Source organism: Exilibacterium tricleocarpae, assembly GCF_007004655.1.
In the GTDB taxonomy this organism is placed as follows: domain Bacteria; phylum Pseudomonadota; class Gammaproteobacteria; order Pseudomonadales; family Cellvibrionaceae; genus Exilibacterium; species Exilibacterium tricleocarpae.
On sequence record NZ_ML660087.1, the window covers coordinates 22947 to 44634 of the forward strand.

Below are 21688 nucleotides of genomic sequence, written 5' to 3' on the forward strand. Positions count from 1 at the left end.
TGGCAGAATGTAGGTGGGGATGTAAGTGGGGATGTAGGTTAGGGATATAGGTAGGGATGTACCGAGACGGCCGCCGAACGGCGGCCGTCCCAAACAAGTTCGGTTTGCGCAATTATGGGTGATGTTGTTCCTTTCAAAAAGCCGAAACTTTCCGAAAAGCACAAGGGCAAAAGCCTGTGTCGTTCCGGTTTTCACAAGTGGCAGGTGGTCAAGGAAAAACAGTTTGATGTCAAGCGGGGCAAGCTGGTGACGGTTTATCGTTGCAGTCGCTGCCAGGCCGAAAAGGTAACATCGCATTAGTGTTGAGAGCGGGAGGCTGCAATGGCGTCGCGCTGGTAAGGTCCCCGAACCCCAACACTCAACAAGGGTCTACCACCGAGCTTCTCTTTCTCTCCCTTTAGCCCTTTAACCATAACGACGGCCGGGAACGCGGCACGACTTCTCTCTGGGGTCCTGCCGGTGGACACAGACAGTTGTCCAGGCATTTGACAGGGTTCATGTGGCCTTACCGGGCCCGGGCGGATTCAGCAGGCAGTGTGGCTGCAGTATGTCTCTCACTTTCTCCAACGAGAAAAGCACCGGGGTGTTCCTGCACCCGGTTGCCGGCTTATATTCCCGCAGGCTTTGTCAAGTAATGCCGGGGTCTGATACCATCCGCTGACCCCATAGGCAGGACGGAACCCGGCAATGCTTATCAAAAAGGCCTTTACCCCGACCCTGGTGGCCGCACTGATGTCCTCGATCTCCGGCGCGGTCCTGGGCACAGCGATCTCTTACCCCACTACTGCCACCGTCGACCAGGTTGACGATTTTCACGGGGTCAAAATCTCCGATCCTTACCGCTGGCTGGAGCAGGATGTACGGGAGTCGAAGCCGGTGCGCGACTGGGTGAGCGCTCAGAATGAAGTCACCTTCCGTTATCTGGGGGCCATCGGCCAGCGCCCGCGAATTGTCGAGCGTATGACCCGGTTGTGGAACTATGAAAAATACCGGCCGCCGCTGCAGGCGGGTGGCCGCTATTTCTACCGCAAAAACGATGGCCTGCAAAATCAATATGTTGTCTATATGCAGGAATCGCTGGCGTCCGAGCCGGTGGCGGTGATCGATCCCAATACCTGGTCGAAAGACGGTACCGTGGCACTGTCGATCTTTGAACCGAGCCCGGACGGCCGCCACCTGGCCTACGGTATCCAGGACGGCGGCTCCGATTGGCGCAGTTGGCGCATTCTCGATCTGCAAACCGGCAAATTGCTGCCCGAAACCTTGCAGTGGTTGAAATTTACCAATGTGTCCTGGCTTCACGACAGCAGCGGCTTTTACTACAGCCGCTACCCCGCGCCTGAGGCGCAGGAAAAATTCCAAAGCCTGAACCTGAACCAGCGGGTATATTTTCACAAACTCGGCACTGCGCAATCCGAGGACCGCCTGGTCTTTGAGCGACCGGATAAACCCGAGTGGGGTTTCTCCCCGCAGGTGAGCGAAGACGGCGCTTATCTGGTCGTTACCGTCTGGAAGGGTACCGACGAGCGCTATCAGATTTACTACCGGGATTTGCGTCGTAAAAATGCGCCCATGGTGCATTTGGTGGATAACTTTGAGCACGATTACACCTTTGTCGGTAATCGGGGCAGTGAGCTGTTGTTCCGCACCAACCTGCAGGCGCCGCGGGGCCGTTTGCTCGGCATCGATGTGGGAAAACCCGGTAACCCCCGCCGCGAGGTGATTGCACAAACCGACAATGTGCTGATCAATGTCAGCTTTGCCGGCGACCGACTGCTGGCCGAGTACCTGCAAGATGCCAGGTCGCTGGTGCGCATTTACGATATCCAGGGCAAAGCCGTCGCCGAACTGGCGCTGCCCGGTATCGGCAGCGCGTCGGGGTTTAACGGCAAGCGCGACACCACCGAAGTCTTTTTTCAATACTCGAGTTTCAATACACCGCCGGCAGTTTACCGCTACGATGTGAAAACGGGGCAGCGGCATGTGTGGAAGCGTCCCAAAGTACCCTTCGACCCCGATGATTACCAGGTAGAGCAGGTCTTTTATCCCTCTGCAGACGGCACCCGGGTGCCGATGTTTATCGCCGCCAAAAAAGGCCTGCAACGCAATGGGCGCCAGCCGACCCTGCTCTACGGCTATGGCGGTTTCAACATCTCAGTGAAGCCACAGTTTTCCCCGGCCCGGTTCGCCTGGATGGATATGGGCGGTATCTACGCGGTGGCCAATCTGCGCGGTGGCGGAGAGTACGGCGAGCCCTGGCATAAAGCCGGCACCAGGTTGCAAAAGCAAAATGTGTTTGATGACTTTATTGCGGCGGCTGAATATCTTATCAAAACCAAATACACCAACCCCAACAGGCTGGCAATTTATGGTCGCAGCAACGGGGGGCTGCTGGTCGGCGCCGTTACCAACCAGCGCCCGGACCTGTTTGCCGCCGCCATGCCGGCGGTGGGGGTGATGGATATGCTGCGCTTTGACCAATTCACCGCCGGTCGCTTCTGGGTGGACGATTATGGCTCGGCGGCCGATCCGCAGGCATTCAAAGCGCTGCGTGCCTATTCGCCTTACCACAATATCAAACCGGTCGACTATCCGGCGGTGCTGGTGACCACCGCCGATACCGACGACCGGGTGGTGCCCGGGCACAGCTTCAAGTATATCGCCCGATTACAGGCGCAACACACAGGCGCCGACCCGGTGCTGGTGCGTATCGAGACCCGCGCCGGTCACGGTGCCGGCAAACCGACGGGTAAGATTATTGAAGAATACGCCGACCGTTGGGCTTTCCTGTTAAAAAACCTGGATATGAATTTACCGAAAAACTACGGCCGTTAGATCGCCTGGAACGGTACAGATGCAGAGGACAACGGAATCTGAAATGTCGCTTGATATGCACCACAAGTACCAGACATTAATGTTAGCCCGGACTGGTTGGTCCGACACGCCGGCACTATCCGGGTTAGGCCTGCGCACAGCAACCAGCCGAACACTCCCATGCACTCGATGAATTGAGGTCTATTATGAAACTGGAATCACTGGCGCTGCACCATGGTTACGAATCGGAAGCGACTACCAAAGCCGCTGCCGTGCCTATCTACCAAACCACGTCTTACACGTTCGACAACACCCAGCATGGTGCGGATTTGTTCGATCTGAAAGTTGCCGGCAATATTTACACCCGTATCATGAATCCCACCACGGCAGTGCTGGAGCAGCGGCTGGCGGAAATGGAGGGCGGTGTCGGAGCGCTGGCGGTGGCCTCGGGGATGGCGGCGATCACTTATGCGATCCAGTGCATCACCCGCACCGGTGACAATATTGTATCCAGCAGCCAGCTTTACGGTGGTACCTATAATTTATTTGCCCATACGTTTCCGCAGCAGGGTCTCGAGGTGCGTATGGCGCCCTTTGATGACTATGCCGCAATAGAAGGGCATATCGATGCCCGAACCCGGGCCATTTTCTGCGAATCCATCGGCAATCCCGCCGGTAACATCGTGGATATCGCCAAACTGGCGGAGATTGCCCATCGACACGGTATACCCCTGATCGTCGACAATACCGTCGCCACTCCTTATCTGTGCCGGGCGATTGACTTTGGTGCCGATATCGTCGTGCACTCGCTGACCAAATATATCGGCGGGCACGGCGTGGCGGTGGGCGGGATTATTATCGATTCCGGGCAGTTTGACTGGGCGGCGCATAAAGACCGTTTCCCCATGTTGAATGAGCCGGACCCCTCATACCACGGTGTTGTCTACACAGAAGCCTTGGGTCCGGCCGCGTTTATCGGCCGCTGTCGGGTGGTGCCGTTGCGCAATACCGGTGCCGCACTGTCTCCGCATAATGCGTTTCTGATACTGCAGGGTTTGGAAACCCTGGGGTTGCGGATGGACAGGCATTGTGAAAATGCCTTGCAGGTTGCCGAGTTTTTGCAAAAGCACCCACAGGTGGAGTGGGTAAACTACGGAGCCCTGCCTGACAGCCCTTATTACCCAACTGCCAAGTCCACTACCGGGGGACGGGCGTCCGGTATTTTAAGTTTTGGGATAAAAGGCGGCCAGGCGGCCGGCGCCCGGTTTATTGATGCGCTGCAAATGATCCTGCGTCTGGTCAATATCGGCGATGCCAAGTCCCTGGCCTGCCACCCGGCATCTACTACCCACCGGCAGTTGAATCCTGACGAACTCGCCGCGGCCGGCGTGTCGGAAGACCTGGTGCGGATATCGGTGGGTATCGAGCATATTGACGACATCATTGCGGATATCGAGCAGGCGCTTGCGCAAACCTGATCGTTGAAAGCCGGCAATTTGAACGTCGGCACGTCTAAACGGTTATTATCTAAACCTGGCAATCAGGGCGTGAGTAAATGGCGGCTTTTACTTATGCCTTGTATACCCTACATAAAGTTCAGAGAGGAGAATCAGCCATAGTATCGAACTGTTGTTGAGCTGGCTTGGGTGAGATGCCCTGGGTGACTCAAGTGGCAGGTTCTCACTCTGTCGTCTTAGGCCAGGCCATCAAAGTCTCGATACTAGTTAAAAAATTTTGCTATTGTTGGGGGTGGTTTTTTGCTTTTTTCCCATTGCAATATTCTTGATTGTCGGAACTTTCTTTGTACCACAGCGAATCTATTTTTTTGTGACGCTGGGTGAAATTGCATCTCTTATAGCTGTTAGCTTGACTTTAGGTGGGTGGTTTGGTCTGGTTGGATTGTTTATCCTTGTCAGCTATATATTTAACCGCACTCACTATCCGGTTGTTAGTCCCAGGATTACCCTTGGGTTACTTGCCATAGGGGTTATTTCATTATCGATTGCCGCTCAATTTGGGCTTCCTGGTTATTACAAATTAATCGCATTTTTACCACTTATCTGTACCGGTCATCTTGTTTACTTGGGTAGAAAATACTTGTTTGGTATGTCGGTATGATGCTGACTATTTAGCGCTGTCAGAGCTTATCCTATAAGCCCTGAAATCAAAGCTATATTTTGCTGTTGAAACCAAGTGGGCGTGGTAAATCAATAGCGGCCCTGACAATATATCCCTCTCTGACAACCTGTCCTGATGTTCATGGCGATAACAGAGGTCATAGGGTTATGACTATATGTCTGTCTATATTTGCCGGAATAATTTTATATACCTACTTCTTATATCCCTTGCTGCTGTTGGGTGTTGCCAGACTGCCGCACAGAAAAACACGCGCCACACGGGATGCCCCTCTTCCAAAACTGACTTTTATTGTGGCGGCGCATAATGCCGAAGCCGCTATCGAGGAAAAAATTCTCAATACGCTTCAGTGTGCCTATCCTGAAGATAAAATTGAGTATATTTTTGTATCTGATGGGTGCACTGACGAGACGGACAATATTATAAAGAAGTACCCCAGCATACACTTGATCAGCCTCGGGAATCGCCTCGGTAAGGAACAGGCCCTGCGGCAGGCGATAAACTGTGCTGACAGCGAAGTGCTCTGCTTTTCGGATGTCGGCACGCTTTTGGAGGTAGATGCCCTGGAGAAGCTGGCCACTAATTTCAGTGACCCGGATGTGGGGGCAGTGAGTTCATATGATCGCTCGCTGAGCGTCGAAACGACACTGGAGAGTATTCATGTGTGGTATGAATTCCTGCTTCGAAAACTGGAATCCGAAATTTCATCCTGTGTTGGTGTCAGCGGATCATTGTTTTTGGCTAGAATGGACATGTGCAAACTATTAACAACCGATTGTTGCTCTGATCTTGCCATCACTTTTATTTGCGTGAAGCATAACTATCGCTCTGTCTTGGAAAAATCCGCTTATGGTTACTACAGTAATACAACTTCGGTAAAGCAGGAGTTTTCGAGGAAGAAGAGGACAATAGTCCACGGAATCAACGCCGTGATTAAGCACAAAGAAGTTTTGTCTGTGTTCAAATACGGATTTTTTTCCTGGCAGGTATTGAGTCATAAGATACTGCGCTGGTTATCACCTGTTGCATTTATGGTGGTCTTGTTTTTGTCGGGCGTAAAATTTTTTGAAGGGCTGGACTTACGTTGGCTGGCATCTGGCGGCTATGGTGTGCTATTGATGGCGTTGCTTGCGATTACCGCAATGGTATTTCTTAAGCGTCTGCGCACAAATACATGGTTGTTCTTTGCGTATAACACCGCCTTGCTTGCCGCCCTCATCGATGTGATGAGGAGAAAGAAACTCACGGTTTGGCAGCCGACCGAACGCCGGTGAATTCAATGATATTCAATATGTGAGAATAAAATGGAACGCTTGCAGGAAGCCAAAAAAGATCTCTATAAAAAAGGCTACGTGCATCTGGCCCAGGTGTTGCCGGAGGCTTCTGTAGCGGATGGTCGGGTATTGCTCGATAGGCTGTTTGCCGATCACTGTGGTATTGCAGCTAAATATGCCACCCGGCACGCCTCGTCCCTCGAGCAGGCAACTGCTGAAATTCAGGAAATTAATCATGTGCTGGCGCTGGTTCCGAAAATGAAGCAAACATCGCTATATGCCCAGTGTCGGGCACTGGCCGGTGTACTTTTGGGGCGGCGGGCATACTATTCGTTCGACCATGCCATCTACAAGCCCCCTAAGAGCGGGGCTGTTTCCTGGCATCAGGATCAAGCTTATAAAAGCACAGTAAAGAAAATGCAAAGCATTCATATGTGGGTGCCTTTGCACGACGTGCCACTGCGAGCGGGGGCCCTGCAGTATGTGCCCTACAGCCACTTGCAGGCGCTAAAGGCGCACCGGCGCCATAAAGATACGGGAACTTTGTTTGTCGATGCCGATGTCGAGAGTAATTCCCCGATCAGCAAGTGCGCGGCAAAAATGGGTGATATTGTTGTGCATCTGCCAAACACGCTGCACAGCAGCCTGCCTAACCTGTCGAGGCAGACCCGCAAGGCCTGGATACTTCACTTTAGCCCCTACGGGAGATTCGAGATGTACTTGCCCCATAACATTCTGCACGGTCTGAGGCGCAGACTTATGGCCTAAAGTTTGCTCTAGGGTTGGCTAATGGGAACACTGGTTAATGGGAATGCTCGCAACCGCCGGCGTATAGCACGTGGCCGTGTTACAGTTTTTCCCTCGGGCTTTTCCGATTTTTGCCGCATGCAACGAGTTCGAGATTTTTGTGCGCGAGTTCCGCGGCCGGCTGTGCTGCTCGGTTAACTTACTTATTGAAACCCCGTCGATAACTACCGGGCGTGATCCCCAGCTTTTGACGAAAAATATCCGTCATATGGCTCTGCGAGGCGAACCCGCTGCTGTAGGCCACACCTGCCAGTGATAACTCGCTATGCGACAATAAACGTCTCGCCAATCCGATGCGGCGTTCCAAAATGTACTGGTAAGGACTCTGGCCCGTCGTGGTCTTGAACAAACGTGTAAAGGTAAACAAAGGCATATTGACTTCGGCAGCGAGATCGCGGATAGAAATTCCATCCCCCAGGCGGTTATCGATCTGTTCAATAATCTGTTTTAACGTGTCGTCACTTAGGCGGCGGGGAAGGCAATCTTTGTCGCCCTGCTGATCTATCGCCGTTACTGCATGGGTGAGCAGCACGCTGGCCAGTGCTTCGAGATAGATGGGCCCGGTGTAATGAGGCGCTAGCATATGACGACGAAGGGATTGGGCCGTCATGGGAATATCCGGGTCGCTGTAGCCAATGACAGGCCTGGTATGCCCCTTCTGATTGTAAAGACTGTATAGCCGGAGATCTTTAAGATGTGATGTGGCAACCGAGATGTAAATGTGCTCGATGGCAGCCGTTTGTCGAACTTTAACGTGGCTGCCCGGCGGCAGAAACGTCATAGTAAATGGGCATCTGCTGTGGCACAACCGACTACCGCGATGATCTGTCACCGATAATTTGCCCAAAGCGAGTGGAATAAGCAGTGCGCAGTGCTGCATGCCCATCTCCACGACAAAGGGCTTGGCCCGGGTGATGGCGACCAACACATTGTCACTCGCCATGGAGATGAGAGAGTCCGGCAAGCCTTGCAACATTTCTGACATCAAACAGATCCTCTCTGCGCTTGCAAACAAATAGCGATCCAGGCGTCAACACACTCCCCTGTCCCGGAAAGTGCCCGATCAATATACCGTAATTGTTATCCAGGTCACTGCCGGTGTCTTACATGCATTTGCCAGTTACAGGTTTTGTGTGGAGCGAATCATTGACACCCGCTGATGGCGGCCTTTTTAGAGAAGCAAAAAAATGACTAACGGGCGATGCTTAGTCAATAGAACTGCAGGCAATAGGTCTTTGAAAAAAAACCGCACTTTTCCAGTGGTGATCCACAGACATCGACAGGCAGGCAGGCAAGATCACAGAACCGTTTTTTTTCTGAAAGACTTTGGCGATGCCGGGCATAGACACTACACGCTGCAAATCCGGTGACATGAACGCATCGGGTTTGCACAAACAGCGACAATGACACTACAAAGTTATGGAGATCTAACATGGACAACCAGCTTGAATTGTTAACCCCCGATAACTCACAAATGATATTTATCGACCACCAGCCACAGATGGCCTTTGGCGTGCAGTCAATAGATCGCCAGATTCTCAAAAACAATGTTGTGGCACTTGCCAAAGCAGCCAAACTTTTTAGTATTCCCACCACGATAAGCACTGTGGAAACGGAAGCGTTTTCCGGACACACCTACCCGGAGCTGCTGGAGGTTTTTCCCGATAAGGAGATTCTCGAACGTACATCGATGAACTCCTGGGACGACCAGAAAGTGCGCGATGCGTTGGCGAAGGCGGGCCGCAAAAAAGTCGTCGTCTCCGGCCTGTGGACGGGTATCTGCAACTGTATGTTCGCACTTTCGGCGATGGCCGAAGGCGGCTATGAGGTTTATATGGTGGCCGACGCCTCGGGTGACACATCGCCATTGGCGCAGGACTTGGCCATGCAGCGGGTGAACCAGGCCGGTGCGATATCAACCACGACGATACAGACCATGTTGGAGTGGCAGCGTGACTGGGCACGCCGCAGTAGCTACGACGGTTTACTGGATATCATACGCGAGCACGGCGGTGCTTACGGTATGGGTGTGGATTACGCCTATACCATGGTGCACAAAGCCAAGGAGCGTGTGGAACACGGCCCGCGACTCGATCCGGTTGCGGCGGGTTAAATACCGGCACTGTCACTTTGCGCGGCGTTCGAGGCCAATCGCGGGAGACACGCGATGGAACCGTTGTCCGTCTGACGATATCTTTTTTTGAATTTAGGTTGCAGCCCACCTTTTGAAGGAGTGCTTATGGCTGACAAACCCCTGCCACAACGCAGTCTCTCGCGCCGCGAGCTTCTTTCTTACTCCGGCGCGGCCGCTGCCACAACCCTGGTACCGGGACTCGGTGTTCCGCCGGTGGGTGCCGACGCTCATAACGGTGCCGACCTGATCGTGACCGACGCCAATATCCTCACCCTCGACCCGGCGCGTCCGCGGGCACAAGCGCTGGCGGTCAAAAACGGATTGATTCAGGCCGTCGGTAGCAATAGTGACATATTGGCACTCAAAGGCCGGCGCAGCGAGGTGCTGTCCGCCGCCGGCAAGACGGTGATCCCCGGTCTCAACGACAGCCATATGCATCCCACCCGCGCCGGGCGTTTCTATGCCCTGGAACTGCGCTGGGATGGCGTCGACTCTCTCGAGCGCGGGCTTGGGATGATTCGCGAACAAGCTGGCAGGACGCCGCGGGATCAGTGGGTTCGCGTTATTGGCGGCTGGTCGCCGTATCAGTTTGCCGAACGGCGTATGCCGACACCGGAGGAGCTTACCCGAGCGGCTCCCGGTACACCCGTTTACGTGCTTTACCTGTACAGCCAGGGCTTTCTCAACAAAGCGGCGGTGGAGCGCCTGGGCCTGGGACCGCATACGCTGACCCCACCCGGCACTGCCTATGAATTTACCGCCGATGGCGGCGCTATCATTCACGCCCGCCCCAATCCCGACCTGCTCTACGGTACCATCGGCGCTCTGCCGTCGATGTCGGCGGCAGAGCAGGCAACGTCTACAAAGCATTTTTACCGTGAGTTGAATCGCTTTGGGCTAACCAGCGTAATTGACGCCGGCGGCGGCGGACATAAATTCCCACTTGACTACAAGGGTTCCGACATATTGGCGGAAACCGGCGAACTGTCGGTGCGTATCTCCAAGTACCTGTTTCCACAGAACAAGGGTCGGGAGCTTGCAGAGTTTCAGCAATGGACACGGCAGTGGCAAGTGGGAATCAACCGCGCGCAGTCGATTATGAATGCCTACGTATTACAGGGTGGTGGCGAATTCCTGGTGTGGTCGGCCGGTGACTACGAAAACTTTCTTGCCGATCGCCCCGATATCACGACGCGCGAGGGCTGGCGGCCACAGCTTTTGGCTGTGACTCGTCATCTGCTCGAGAACCGCTGGCCGTTGCGTATTCATGCGACCTATGATCAGTCGATCAACCATATCCTCAACGTGTTTGAAGATGCACACGCCCGCGAGGTCGCTGCCGGCCGTCGCGGTTTTGCCGGTATCCGCTGGGCCATCGATCACGGTGAAACCCTGCAACGCCCGACCTTGCAACGCATCAAAGCCCTTGGCGGCGGTATGGCGATGCAGGCACGCATGGCTTATGCCGGGGAGTATTTCCTGAATCGCTACGGCAAGAACATAACTCGCAATACGCCACCGCTGCGCGACGTGATCGAAGCGGGTTTGCCGCTGGGGCTGGGTTCGGATGCCACTCGCGTCGCCAGCTACAACCCCTGGTTGACCCTGTACTGGGCCACTACCGGTAAAAGCGTGGGCGGAACCGCATTGCACGGTCGCAAGCAGCGCCTGACGCGAGAAGAGGCCTTGTTTCATCACACCGTCGGTTCTGCCTGGTTTAGCCAGGAAGAGGTGCTGAAAGGGCGCCTCAAGCCCGGTCAATTTGCTGACTTCGCCATCTTGAATGCGCCCTATCTCGAGGTGGCCGATGAGGATTTGCGCCATATCGAAAGCGAACTGACAGTAATGAACGGGAAATCCGTTTACGGTGCCGGTAAGTTTGCCGATCTCATATCGCCGCCCGATCCCATCCAGCCGCAATGGTCACCGGTACGCACTTACGGCGGCTATCAGTCCGGGGGACTATCATGACAGACCTGATTCTATATAACGGCAAGATCACCACCTTGGATCGCACTCAACCGGAGGTCAGCGCGCTGGCCATCTCCGCTGGTCGCATTGACGAACTGGGAAGCGATGCCGAGATCCTCGGCGCAGCAGCACCGGGTACAAACAGGATAGATCTCAAGGGGCGGCGTGCGATTCCGGGATTAAACGACAGCCATACACATCTAATTCGCGGCGGTTTGTCTTTCAATATGGAACTGCGTTGGGAGGGCATCCCCTCTCTTGCCGATGCACTGGCGCGCCTTAAACAACAGGCACAACGCACACCGCCACCCCAGTGGGTGCGCGTAGTCGGCGGCTGGTCGGAATTTCAGTTTGCCGAACGGCGTATGCCAACACTCAAGGAAATCAACACCGCTGCGCCGGAAACGCCGGTGTTTATCCTCCATCTATACGGCCGCGCTTTGCTCAATCGCGCGGCACTGCATGCCCTGGGATTCAACCGTGACACCCCTGACCCGCCGGGGGGTGTCATAGAGCGGGATCCGAGCGGCAATCCCACTGGCCTGCTACTGGCAAAACCGTCCGCCCTGATTCTTTATTCCACCCTCGGGCAGGCGCCGGCTTTACCGCTGGCCGACCAGTTGAATTCCACCCGTCACTATATGCGCGAGATGAACAGGCTGGGTATTACCAGTGTTATTGACGCGGGAGGCGGCGGTCAGAACTACCCGCAGGACTATGAGGTCATTCAGCAGCTGCACGATAGAGATGAATTAACTGTGCGCATCGCCTACAACCTGTTTGCGCAAAAGGCCGGCACCGAATTGTCCGACTATGAGCGCTGGGTGGCAATGACGGAGCCGGGCGCCGGCGATGCCTACCTGCGTATGAACGGCGCGGGTGAGAACCTGGTCTGGTCGGCGGCTGATTTCGAAAACTTTTTGCAGCCCCGGCCTGATTTGCGCCCCGCCATGGAAGACGAACTTGAAAAAGTGGTGAGCCTGCTTGCAGATAATGCCTGGCCATTTCGTATCCATGCCACCTATGACGAAAGCATCGAGCGCTTCCTGACGGTATTCGAGCGCGTGCATGGCCGGCAACCCTTGCAGACACGTTTCATTATTGACCATGCTGAAACCATCAGCGTGCGCAATATCGAGCGTATTCAGGCATTGGGCGGCGGTATCGCGATTCAGCACCGTATGGCTTTTCAAGGTGAGTATTTTGTCGAGCGCTACGGTGCAACGGCAGCCGAGGCCACGCCGCCGGTCGCAGCCATGCTCGAGCGCGGTGTGCCGGTTGGCGCTGGTACCGACGCCACGCGGGTCGCCAGCTATGATCCCTGGGTCTCCTTGTACTGGCTGGTATCGGGCAAAACCCTCGGCGGCCTGACACTCTACCCCGAGAGCAGGCGCCTGGATCGCGAAACGGCCTTGTATCTGTGGACAGCCGGCTCGGCCTGGTTCTCGGGCGAGCAGCGTGTCAAGGGCAGGCTGAGTCCCGGCAGCTACGCTGATTTAGCGGTGTTGTCTGATGATTACTTTGGTGTTGCCACCGAGGATATTCGCTCCATAGTCTCGGTGCTGACACTTGTCGATGGTCGCATTGTCTATGCGGCGGATGATTATTCCAGCCTTTCGCCGCCGCCGTTGCCGGTGTCCCCGGACTGGTCACCGGCGGGTCTCCGGGGCGGCACTTATCGGCAGACCGATGCACAGGCACACCGTACCGATCTGCATCACGCTTGCGCGCTACACAGTCATCGCAGTGGCGCGCCGGCCCGACCCACCGCGGCCGACGCGTTTTGGGGGGCGCACGGTTGTTCCTGTTTCGTGTTTTAGCGCCCTTAAATCTGACACCGTGATAAACCTGTAAGGAGAGCCATCATGATCTACGAAACCCGCCACGGGCTGGCGGCGGATGTCCGCCGGCAAGTTATCCGCATTCTGCAGGCGGCGCTGACCGACGCGCTGGATGTGAGACTCGCAGTCAAGCAGGCTCATTGGAACGTCAAGGGCGAGCAGTTTATTGCACTGCATGAGCTGTTTGACAGCTTTGTGACACCGCTCGACGACGAAATCGACACTATTGCCGAACGCATCGCGACGCTGGGAGGCGCGCCCGACGGTATCGCACAGAGTGTAGTTGCCGGCACCACCTTGTCGGCTTACCCCAAGGATATCACCGATGGTGGCGCGCACTTGGCGGCGCTTGCCGAGCGCTTCGCCGCACTTGGCAATCGCTTGCGCGACGCCATTGATCAGAGTGCTGATCTTGGCGACGCGGATACCGCCGATTTGTTTACCGCAGCGTCACGCCTGCTGGATAAATCGCTGTGGTTGCTCGAAGCGCATCTGCAGGGTCCATCGGGTTGAGAGTCCATCGGGTTAAGAGTCCATCGGGTTAAGCCGTTATGAATCAGGCTTCCAGCTCACCGGCGCCCAGCCCGACTGTATCGGCCTGGGCGCCTTTTGGCCACGCTGCCTTCGCCCTGTTGTGGACAGCGACGCTGGTTTCCAATATCGGCACATGGATGCATGACGTTGGTGCCGGTTGGCTTATGACCACGCTTGACCCTTCACCGGCAACTGTGTCTCTGGTGCAAACCGCCACCACGCTGCCTGTGTTTCTGTTCGCATTGCTGGCCGGCACGCTGGCCGACCGGTTTGACAAACGCACCTTGCTAATCACGATCAATATCTTGCTGCTACTGGTAGCGGTCGGGCTGGCGACGCTGGTAGCGCTGCAACGCATGAGCCCAGGTCTGTTGATCGCTTTTACCTTTCTGATCGGCACCGGAGCGGCATTTCTCGGCCCCGCCTGGCAGTCCGTGGTGCCGGAACTGGTGCCGCGCAGGCACCTGACACCGGCAATTGCGCTCAATTCCATGGGCATCAATATCAGCCGCGCCATTGGCCCGGCACTGGCGGGCTTTCTGATTACCGGCATCGGCCTGTCTGCGCCTTTTGTGCTGAATGCCGCCAGCCATGTGGTGATTATCCTGGCGCTTTTCATTTGGCGGCCAGCACCCGCCACAGCGCGCACTCTGCCGCCGGAACCGATGATAGCGGCCATGCTCACAGGTCTTCGACACGCGGCCCACAATGCGCCACTGAAATCGACGCTGGTGCGAGCACTGGCTTTCTTCCTGTTTGCCAGTGCGTACTGGTCACTGCTGCCTTTGGTGGCGCGCGGACTGCCGGGCGGGGGCGCTGAGCTCTACGGCATATTACTGGGTGCTGTCGGAACGGGCGCGGTGGCGGGCGCGCTTTTACTGCCCGGTGTCAAGTCGACGTTTAATTCTCATCAACTCGCAGCTCTCGGCACAGCCGTAACGGCGTTTGCCATGGCGGTGCTGGCCACGGTCACTCTGCCTATAGCCGCGGCCGGCGCAGCGCTGCTGGGTGGTTTCGGCTGGATTATCGTGCTGACCAGCTTGAATGTCTCAGCGCAGACGGCGCTGCCGAATTGGGTTCGCGCGCGGGGCCTGGCGATATACCTGATGGTGTTTTTCGGCGCCATGGCTGCCGGTTCGGCGCTCTGGGGCCAGGTGGCGAATCTCACTTCGGTGCCCGCAGCATTGCTGGCCGCCGCGATCGGCGCGCTGGCGGCAATTGCTGTGACGTGGCGTGTGCGTCTGGGCCAGGCCGAAGAGTTTGATCTCTCGCCGTCGGCTCACTGGCCGGCGCCGGTGGTCGATACCGCTGTGGATGCGGTGCCTGATCGCGGTCCGGTGATGGTGACCATTACCTATATGATTGATCCTGCCACCCAGGCCGACTTTCTCCAAACCATTTACCAACTGGGCGAGGGTCGTTATCGGGACGGCGCCTACCAATGGGGCGTGTACCAGGACGCGGGGTCGCCGCAGCGTTGGATAGAGTGGTTTTTAGTGCCGAGTTGGGCTGAGCATCTGCGCCAGCATGAGCGCGTGTCTCATCACGACAAAGATATTCAAGAGGTTATAAAACAATTTCATATTACCGATGATACCCCAAACGTGGAGCATTGGTTGGCACCCGTCCCAGCGTCATCAGATCCAAAATCTGAAAACTGAGGAGATTGCACGATGAACACCAAGACCCTTCTGGGCTTCGCACTGGCTTTTCTTATCGGCATTGTCTGCCGCCTCGCGGCGATACCGCTGCCGGCGCCACCGGTGCTGATAGGGGCACTGTTGGTGGTGGCCATGACCCTGGGTTATGGGGTGATCGATCGCCTGGCGGTTCACCGGGCAAATGTTCAGCGTGCCCATTGCGGCGGTCCTACCGGTGAAACCAGAGGAAAGTCATCGTGATGGCGGGGCTGGGCATCGCCCTGGGCCTGGCGATCGGCGCGGCCTGCCGGTGGTGGGACCTGCCACTGCCGGCGCCGCCCAGACTCACGGGAGCCCTGCTAGTGGTGTGTATGACGCTGGGTTTTATCGTCACCGACACGCTGCTGGCGCATATTTAGGCTGCCGGTGCGACCGGGCGTGCGTCCGGGCACTGATCCAATAACAGGGTTATTGCGTAGTGGTAATCAGCGGGTGCGCTGTTTACGCCTTTTCCCTAATCTTTTTATGCCTATTTAAACGTGAGCGGAAAAAAAAGCGGCTTGGATGATTACCTCGCCTTCTATCGACGCGTGTACGGGGTTTATCTGCGCGAGGCACGCCTGTTAGAAGGAAAAGACACTATCGGCATGTTTCTCACTCAGCAACCGGAAGGTTGTTTTCCGGACGAGGCGACCTCAACCTACAATTTACAGCTCAATATTGGCAGTCCCGTGCTGGCCAGTGCAGACCTCGGTGTCGGCAAACGCGAAATGCCTATGCCGCGGGGAGGGTTTGTTATCGTGCCGCCCGAGACCAAAGCCGACTATGATGTGTATCTTGATCATCGAATCATGGGGCTTGGGATTCCGACAAGTTATTTCGATAACGCTGCCACCGACCTCGGCCTGTCTGGCCCGTCAATTGAGTCACTGTTGAGTGATGCGCACACAGATGCCATTGTCAAACAAGTCGTCAAGGAGTGCTGGGCGGAAGCCAACCGCCGGCTCCTGCGCGGCTCGCTTTTTATCGATGCCAATCTGATGATATTGACATCACGCATCTTGTCCCTCGCCGCCGGTCGTCGAAGTCGGGCCAAGACCGTCAAACCCGCTCTCCTATCCGACCGACACTACGATCTCATATGCCAGTATGTCGATAGCAATATCGAAACCAATCTGCGTATGAAATCACTCGCCAGGCTGGTCGATATGAGCGAACACAGCTTTTCGCGAGCCTTCAAAGCGCGCACCGGGCGTTCTCCCTACCAGTGGGTCATCGACCGGCGTCTGACTCGCGCCGAGATGCTGCTGAGAAAATCGAAAATGTCGCTGGCGGAAATTGCTTTTGCAGCCGGGTTTTCCAGCCAGGCGCATATGACTACGTTGTTTTCGCAACGCATGGGGACCACACCCGCTGAATTTAGACTAGTGCTGTCCTAGCCCGCTTTTGACCCCAGGTGTTTGCGGTACTCGCCGGGGGTGATGCCAAACTGGCGCGCAAACATGGCAGTCATATGCGCCTGGCTGGAGAAACCCGCTTCCAAAGCCGCATCTGCCAGGGTCATTTGTGTGTCCTCAAGCAAGTCCTGAACGCGCAGCACGCGCCGTTGAAGTATATAGCGTTGTGGCGACAGTCCGAGCGTTGCCTTGAAGGCGCGGGTAAAGCGGGCCGGGGGCATGGACACCGATCGCGCCAGGTCACTCACCAGGATGCATTGGTCCAACTGATCTTCGATCCTCATCAAAACAGTGTGGAGATTGCCATTAGTCAGCCCGCTACTCGACATAATCTGCGGGCCGGTATTTTGGAGATACCACAGGATTCTTGCGATTAACAACTCCGCCAGCATTTCCACATAAGGTTCATGTGGACATTGCGGAAAAGTCAAATGCCGCTCAATGGAATGGATCAGCGGAGGGATATCCGGATGAAGAATGGTGTCTATGGGTCCGCTTATGTTCAGATCACCGGATACGCAGCGCGCCCTCACGCTTGAAAACCAGCTCGATTCCACCTCGATCAGTAGCAGCTCTTCGCATCGGGCATAATCGAAATCGAACTTCAATCCCGATTGCAACAGGCACACGGTGTAAGGGCAGACCCGCAATATAAAAGTATCAGCCGGTATTGCCGAAACGGAAACCCGCAAGGGCCGGGTCGGAATGACCAATAACTCATGATCGACTTCGACGGTGTGCAGCAATTCCTCGCCGCGACCGCGAATGACAGATACACAGGCCGTATCGACACGATCAAAACCGGACGGGTAGTTCAACCGCGAGCGTAAGCGATACGGTTTAGTGTCATCCGGATGGGCGATCGGCTCGATGATTTTGGTCATGGGACAGCATCGCAGTTGCCTTGGGTGTTGCCCATCGTCGTCGTTTCATGGATGGAGGTCTTTCATATGCCCGGAAGCAGAGTAATTCTTGAGCCGATAGATAAGCTAAGTTATTGATTTTTATAAATATCGACTTTCTGCCAGACGCTGGAATCTGAAACGTGCAGAGATTTGAAAGAGCTTTTTGACATCATCGAATAACCTTAGTAACAGTGATAATTTTGTTTTGGGAGAAACCTGTGCTGACACTTTACTCGATGTCAGAAACCAGTGCCCTGGCTGTGCATATTGCCCTGGAGTGGGCTGAATTCAGCTACCAGGTCAAGGTACTTGCCGGCGGCGATAACAACCGCCTGGAGTATCTGCAGGTGAGCCCACTCGGAAAAGTACCGGCGGCGATATTTGACGATGGCAAGGTCCTGACAGAGACCACCGCACTATTGACTTATGTTGACGCGCAAAGACCGGAGTACTTTCCTTTGCCTGCGAGAGACAATTTTGGCAGAGCCAAACTGTTGGAAACACTGTCATTCTATGCTACGGAGCTGCATGGTGCCTTCGCCCCGTACTTTTGGCCCGCCCGTTTTCATCCGGACCAGGACGAGCATGCGGTATTGCAAGCCGTCGGCTGTGAGCGACTGCTGCGTCTTTTCGATCTCACCGATGATCATTTTACCGGTCCCTATGTCTTTGGTCCTTGTCGTAGTGTTGCCGATCCCTATCTGTATGTGCTAACGCGCTGGCTGTCGAGAACCTCGCTTGGGCTGGATAATTTTCCACTACTGTCAGCCTTTAAGGCCAATATGGATATGGACGAGGGCGTCAGGCGGGTTTTGAGTGCCTATAAGCGTCAACGCCCGGATTAAGGGTTAACTGTCGTAACCGCAGAAATTCGAACATCACGATTCTCAATTGGCGGGTAAGCTCTCTGTCACACCATACTGATGCCGGTTAGTTTCAGCATAAGCTTCTCTCGGTAAACCTTGCTCAGTGGTACATTGTCGCCGCTGTGCAGGACAATGCTGTATTTGTTATGATCCGAGACCTTAATCTCTTTTATTTCGCCCAGGCGGACAATTGCAGTGCGGTGAACTTTACAAAAGATCGAGTTGTCGATGTGTTTTTCAATAAATGCCAGTGTTGTACGATGGAGATGCATGCCTTCCCGGTGATGTACCTCGACGTAATTGCCTGAAGAGCGCAGCCAGCGAATATCATCAACCGCAATGACTCTTACGGACCCCGTTGTCTTGATAATCAGTCGAGTGATGTAGGGTGAGTGTGTTAACTGCTTTAGCTGCTCGGCGGCCAAATACGGACTAATCAGAGACAGATTGGTTTTTGCCCGCTCTACCGCCTGCGCGAAGCGTGGAGAATCAAAGGGTTTGAGAAGGTAGTCGATGGCATGAAGATCAAATGCCTGAACCGCATACTTGTCATAAGCGGTGACAAAAATGATAGCCGTATGCTGGTGTGTTGCCAGAATGCGGGAGGCTAACTCAATACCATTAACTGTTGGCATTTCGATATCAAGAAACAGGATATCTGGCATTAAGATCGCCAGTGTCTCCGAGGGTATGTCGCCATTGGAAAACTCGCCGACAACGGATATCTCGGGGAACGCCCCGAGCGCGTCGCTAATATTTAGTCTTGCCAGAGGTTCATCGTCAATAATAACGGCACGCAATTTAGTCATTGTTACCTCGCATAGGAAGTCGTAAGGTCACCTCATGGCATTGAGCGGTATGGCGTTGTGTCAAGCTGGCGTATTCACCGTAAAGTACAGTCAGGCGTTCTTTGAGATTGTTAAGGCCTGACCCCAATCCTTTTTTCGACCCGCCTCCGATTGTGGGTGTATTGATCACATTGATGTTAACGTGTAAAGCATCTGCAGCTCTAATGTCCACGTGGATGCGGGCGAAGTCTGCGTCGAGACTGACGCTGTGGAGAAAGGCATTCTCCACCAGTAGTTGTATGGCGAAAGGGGGGGTAGGTATGCTCAAAGCAAAGCTCGGGGCAGTGATGTCGAATTCAAAGCGATCGATGAAGCGCAGCGCTTGCAGGGCGACATAGTTTCTCACAAAAGCGATTTCCTCCTGTAACGTAATGGTGGTTCGGCTGTTTGCTTCGACAGCGAAGCGCAGCAAATCTCCCAGGCTCGCTATCGCGGTGACTACAGCTTCTCTATTGTCCATGCGTGCCAACGCACTGATTGAACCCAGCGAATTGAAAAGAAAATGAGGGCTCAATTGTGATTGCAGGGCCCGTACCTGCAGGTTGGAGAGATAAGACTGTTGCTCGGCTGCTCTTTTTTCCGCCTTTAGCTTTTCGATTAGTATTCTTTTGGAGTAGTGATATAGAGATGCCGCCAGGCAAAACCCACACATTAAGATGTATATGGTTGTGTAGAAAAATATCATCTGGTAGCTCAAAGTGGCCAGGACGTTTGCCATGCTTTCATGTTCCCTGATGCCCAGCCAGTAGGCGATGGTGGCGTCGATATAAAAGAAAGCAGGCAACCACAAAACTAAACCGACAATAAAGGTCATGGTCAGGTAATGCAGTTTCTTCTTGAGTAACAACCATTCGCTCAGGCTATAGACGAAATAACAGATAATCGACCAACTGGCATAGGTTGGGAGATAGTGCAGCAAATCCGTGAGTAATGGTGCAGCGTTAGAAGCGGCGGCTCGTATGTAATCAAAACGAACAAACATTAAGTGCAGGGCGCCGAAACCAACCCAAAGCCCAAACATTATGGCGAGACGTTTTACGTTAAGAGACAACATGGCGGCTGATAGTAGCATAATAATTGTGGTGCTAGCGATTACTTCCTATCCTGCTTAACCTATATAAACTTTGCCGTTTACAGATGTTGAGATCCACCCCTGGCAGACTGGTGACACGGTTGGCTTCATCTAATGTCTCGAGGGTGTTGTCATTAGCCCTCTGGTAGAGCTGTTTCCCGAAGCTGCGGCATTTCGTCCCTGAATCCCGGTGTTTTATCCCACCAATATCCGGTTTTAACACAAAGTGCTTGAGCAGGCGTTTGTGTTCAAAGGAAGCTTAGTGCCCTCTCATCGTGTTTAGGTCGAGGTTGTCATGTTTATACCAAAGTCTTTTGCTGCCGCTATATGCTTTTTATTCACTGCGGCGACTTGTGCAGGTGCAAAAAATGATCTGCCGCTTGCTGTACTAACTTTTGATGGAATTCACGCTGTCGATGACGGCACAATATACGCTGCAGCCGGATTCGGCGGCTCCCGTATTTACAGAATTTCCGATAGTGGCGTGGTTACCACTTTTGCGGATGGTTTTCAGGGACCAATAGATATCACTCAAACCGCAGACGGCAGTCTTTATGTCACTAACTACTCTGCCGCGAAAGTCAGTAAAATATCACCCGCCGGTGAGGTGTCTGATTTTGCGACAGTACTCGAAGGGCCGTCCGGCATTACATCCGATACCGAAGGTAATCTTTATGTCGCGCATTTTGGTGTTGGTGGCAGTGGCGGGGACACTATTCTAAAAATTGACTCAAAGGGAAATACCCTGGTGTTTTCTGCCGGCGTCTATTTGAATGCGCCAGTGGGTATTACCATTGATGGAGATAAAAATTTGTACGTGGCAAACACTTCTGATGGTGCTGTCGTAAAGATTGATCAACATGGAAATCAGCTCTTGATTACCGCTTTGCCCGCGGCGTCTGGTTTCGCCATCGGGCATCTTGAATACAGCAAGAACAGAATTTACGCAACCAATATTGGTGAAGGCACTCTTCACATGATTCGTCCCAGTGGTAATTCGCGCATTCTCAAAGCCAGCCGGCGTGTACAATCGCCGAATGGCATCACCTATAACGCTGTTAGCGGCAATATTATGGTGGCTGAGGCATTTGGCCCGGTCTCAAAGTTGGTGGGAGTCAGAGTTCAATCGAGAGCGAGGGATTGGTAATTGAATTATGGTGTACCCAGCGGAACACCACGCTGCGGGTTCGGTCGTGTTAAGACCATCGGACACAGCGTGCTCTCATTCTTTGTGCTTTGGGGCCGCTCGCTTTCACCTGAACCAGGACGAGTATACGGCGTTACAGGCCGTCAGCTGTGAATGCCTGCTGCGTCTTTTCGACCGGCCCCGATGTCTTTAAGGGCTCGGTCTTTAAGGGCTCGATCAGCTCCGACAAGGCACGCCTTTTA

Annotated in this window: 20 protein-coding genes; 16 read left to right on the forward strand and 4 right to left on the reverse strand. The window is 54.4% G+C overall.

All coding sequences use genetic code 11. The features are described from left to right. The first annotated feature begins 114 nt into the window (after positions 1-114). From FKG94_RS00080 to FKG94_RS00105, 6 genes are all read left to right on the forward strand, one after another. Positions 115-300, forward strand: coding sequence for a hypothetical protein (locus FKG94_RS00080; RefSeq protein ID WP_142902148.1), 186 nt, complete (start codon positions 115-117; stop codon positions 298-300). Positions 301-687: 387 nt separating this feature from the next. Continuing rightward, positions 688-2835, forward strand: a complete 2148-nt coding sequence (locus tag FKG94_RS00085) for a prolyl oligopeptidase family serine peptidase (RefSeq protein ID WP_218943375.1) — start codon at positions 688-690, stop codon at positions 2833-2835. A gap of 185 nt (positions 2836-3020) precedes the next feature. After that, a complete protein-coding gene (locus FKG94_RS00090) occupies positions 3021-4292 on the forward strand; it encodes an O-acetylhomoserine aminocarboxypropyltransferase/cysteine synthase family protein (RefSeq protein ID WP_142902149.1) in 1272 nt (423 codons plus the stop codon). Positions 4293-4596: 304 nt separating this feature from the next. After that, complete coding sequence (locus tag FKG94_RS00095; RefSeq protein ID WP_142902150.1) at positions 4597-4932, forward strand: hypothetical protein; 336 nt, start codon at positions 4597-4599, stop codon at positions 4930-4932. A 167-nt stretch (positions 4933-5099) separates the two neighbouring features. After that, positions 5100-6224: a glycosyltransferase gene (locus FKG94_RS00100; protein WP_142902151.1), complete on the forward strand. Its 1125-nt coding sequence runs from the start codon at positions 5100-5102 to the stop codon at positions 6222-6224. A 30-nt stretch (positions 6225-6254) separates the two neighbouring features. After that, positions 6255-6992, forward strand: a complete 738-nt coding sequence (locus tag FKG94_RS00105; RefSeq protein WP_142902152.1) for a phytanoyl-CoA dioxygenase family protein — start codon at positions 6255-6257, stop codon at positions 6990-6992. Between the two features lie 178 nt (positions 6993-7170). On the opposite strand, the gene FKG94_RS00110 is transcribed toward FKG94_RS00105, so the two are convergent. Then, a complete protein-coding gene (locus FKG94_RS00110; protein WP_142902153.1) occupies positions 7171-8016 on the reverse strand; it encodes an AraC family transcriptional regulator in 846 nt (281 codons plus the stop codon). Positions 8017-8463: 447 nt separating this feature from the next. Here FKG94_RS00110 and FKG94_RS00115 point away from each other — a divergent pair, with 447 nt between their 5' ends. From FKG94_RS00115 to FKG94_RS00150, 8 genes are all read left to right on the forward strand, one after another. After that, positions 8464-9144, forward strand: coding sequence for a hydrolase (locus FKG94_RS00115; protein WP_142902154.1), 681 nt, complete (start codon positions 8464-8466; stop codon positions 9142-9144). 126 nt (positions 9145-9270) lie between these two features. Next, positions 9271-11136, forward strand: coding sequence for an amidohydrolase (locus tag FKG94_RS00120; protein ID WP_142902155.1), 1866 nt, complete (start codon positions 9271-9273; stop codon positions 11134-11136). Beyond that, positions 11133-12956 carry an amidohydrolase gene (locus FKG94_RS00125; protein ID WP_142902156.1) on the forward strand — a complete coding sequence of 608 codons (1824 nt, stop codon included), beginning with the start codon at positions 11133-11135 and terminating at the stop codon, positions 12954-12956. Before FKG94_RS00120 ends, FKG94_RS00125 begins: the two co-directional genes overlap by 4 nt. Positions 12957-13001: 45 nt before the next feature. Continuing rightward, complete coding sequence (gene dps / locus FKG94_RS00130; RefSeq protein WP_142902157.1) at positions 13002-13490, forward strand: DNA starvation/stationary phase protection protein Dps; 489 nt, start codon at positions 13002-13004, stop codon at positions 13488-13490. Between the two features lie 38 nt (positions 13491-13528). After that, positions 13529-15172, forward strand: coding sequence for an MFS transporter (locus tag FKG94_RS00135; RefSeq protein ID WP_142902158.1), 1644 nt, complete (start codon positions 13529-13531; stop codon positions 15170-15172). A gap of 12 nt (positions 15173-15184) precedes the next feature. Then, positions 15185-15412, forward strand: a complete 228-nt coding sequence (locus FKG94_RS00140) for a DUF1427 family protein (RefSeq protein WP_142902159.1) — start codon at positions 15185-15187, stop codon at positions 15410-15412. Next, positions 15412-15570 carry a DUF1427 family protein gene (locus tag FKG94_RS00145; RefSeq protein ID WP_142902608.1) on the forward strand — a complete coding sequence of 53 codons (159 nt, stop codon included), beginning with the start codon at positions 15412-15414 and terminating at the stop codon, positions 15568-15570. Before FKG94_RS00140 ends, FKG94_RS00145 begins: the two co-directional genes overlap by 1 nt. Positions 15571-15711: 141 nt before the next feature. After that, positions 15712-16590 carry a helix-turn-helix transcriptional regulator gene (locus FKG94_RS00150; RefSeq protein ID WP_142902160.1) on the forward strand — a complete coding sequence of 293 codons (879 nt, stop codon included), beginning with the start codon at positions 15712-15714 and terminating at the stop codon, positions 16588-16590. Here the strand turns inward: FKG94_RS00150 and FKG94_RS00155 are convergent. After that, positions 16587-17492: a helix-turn-helix domain-containing protein gene (locus FKG94_RS00155; RefSeq protein ID WP_142902161.1), complete on the reverse strand. Its 906-nt coding sequence runs from the start codon at positions 17490-17492 to the stop codon at positions 16587-16589. The genes FKG94_RS00150 and FKG94_RS00155 overlap by 4 nt on opposite strands. Positions 17493-17731: 239 nt before the next feature. On the opposite strand from FKG94_RS00155, the gene FKG94_RS00160 reads away from it, so the two are divergent. Next, on the forward strand, positions 17732-18358 hold the full coding sequence (locus FKG94_RS00160) for a glutathione S-transferase family protein (protein WP_142902162.1): 627 nt from the start codon (positions 17732-17734) through the stop codon (positions 18356-18358). Positions 18359-18423: 65 nt separating this feature from the next. On the opposite strand, the gene FKG94_RS00165 is transcribed toward FKG94_RS00160, so the two are convergent. Both FKG94_RS00165 and FKG94_RS00170 read right to left on the reverse strand, forming a co-directional pair. Continuing rightward, on the reverse strand, positions 18424-19188 hold the full coding sequence (locus tag FKG94_RS00165; RefSeq protein ID WP_142902163.1) for a LytR/AlgR family response regulator transcription factor: 765 nt from the start codon (positions 19186-19188) through the stop codon (positions 18424-18426). Further along, positions 19181-20299 (reverse strand): sensor histidine kinase, encoded by a 1119-nt coding sequence (locus tag FKG94_RS00170; protein WP_142902164.1) that lies wholly within the window; start codon positions 20297-20299, stop codon positions 19181-19183. The genes FKG94_RS00165 and FKG94_RS00170 overlap by 8 nt, the downstream gene beginning before the upstream one ends. Positions 20300-20594: 295 nt before the next feature. Between FKG94_RS00170 and FKG94_RS00175 the strand changes: the two genes are divergently transcribed. Further along, positions 20595-21446, forward strand: a complete 852-nt coding sequence (locus tag FKG94_RS00175; RefSeq protein WP_142902165.1) for a Vgb family protein — start codon at positions 20595-20597, stop codon at positions 21444-21446. Positions 21447-21688: the final 242 nt, after the last annotated feature.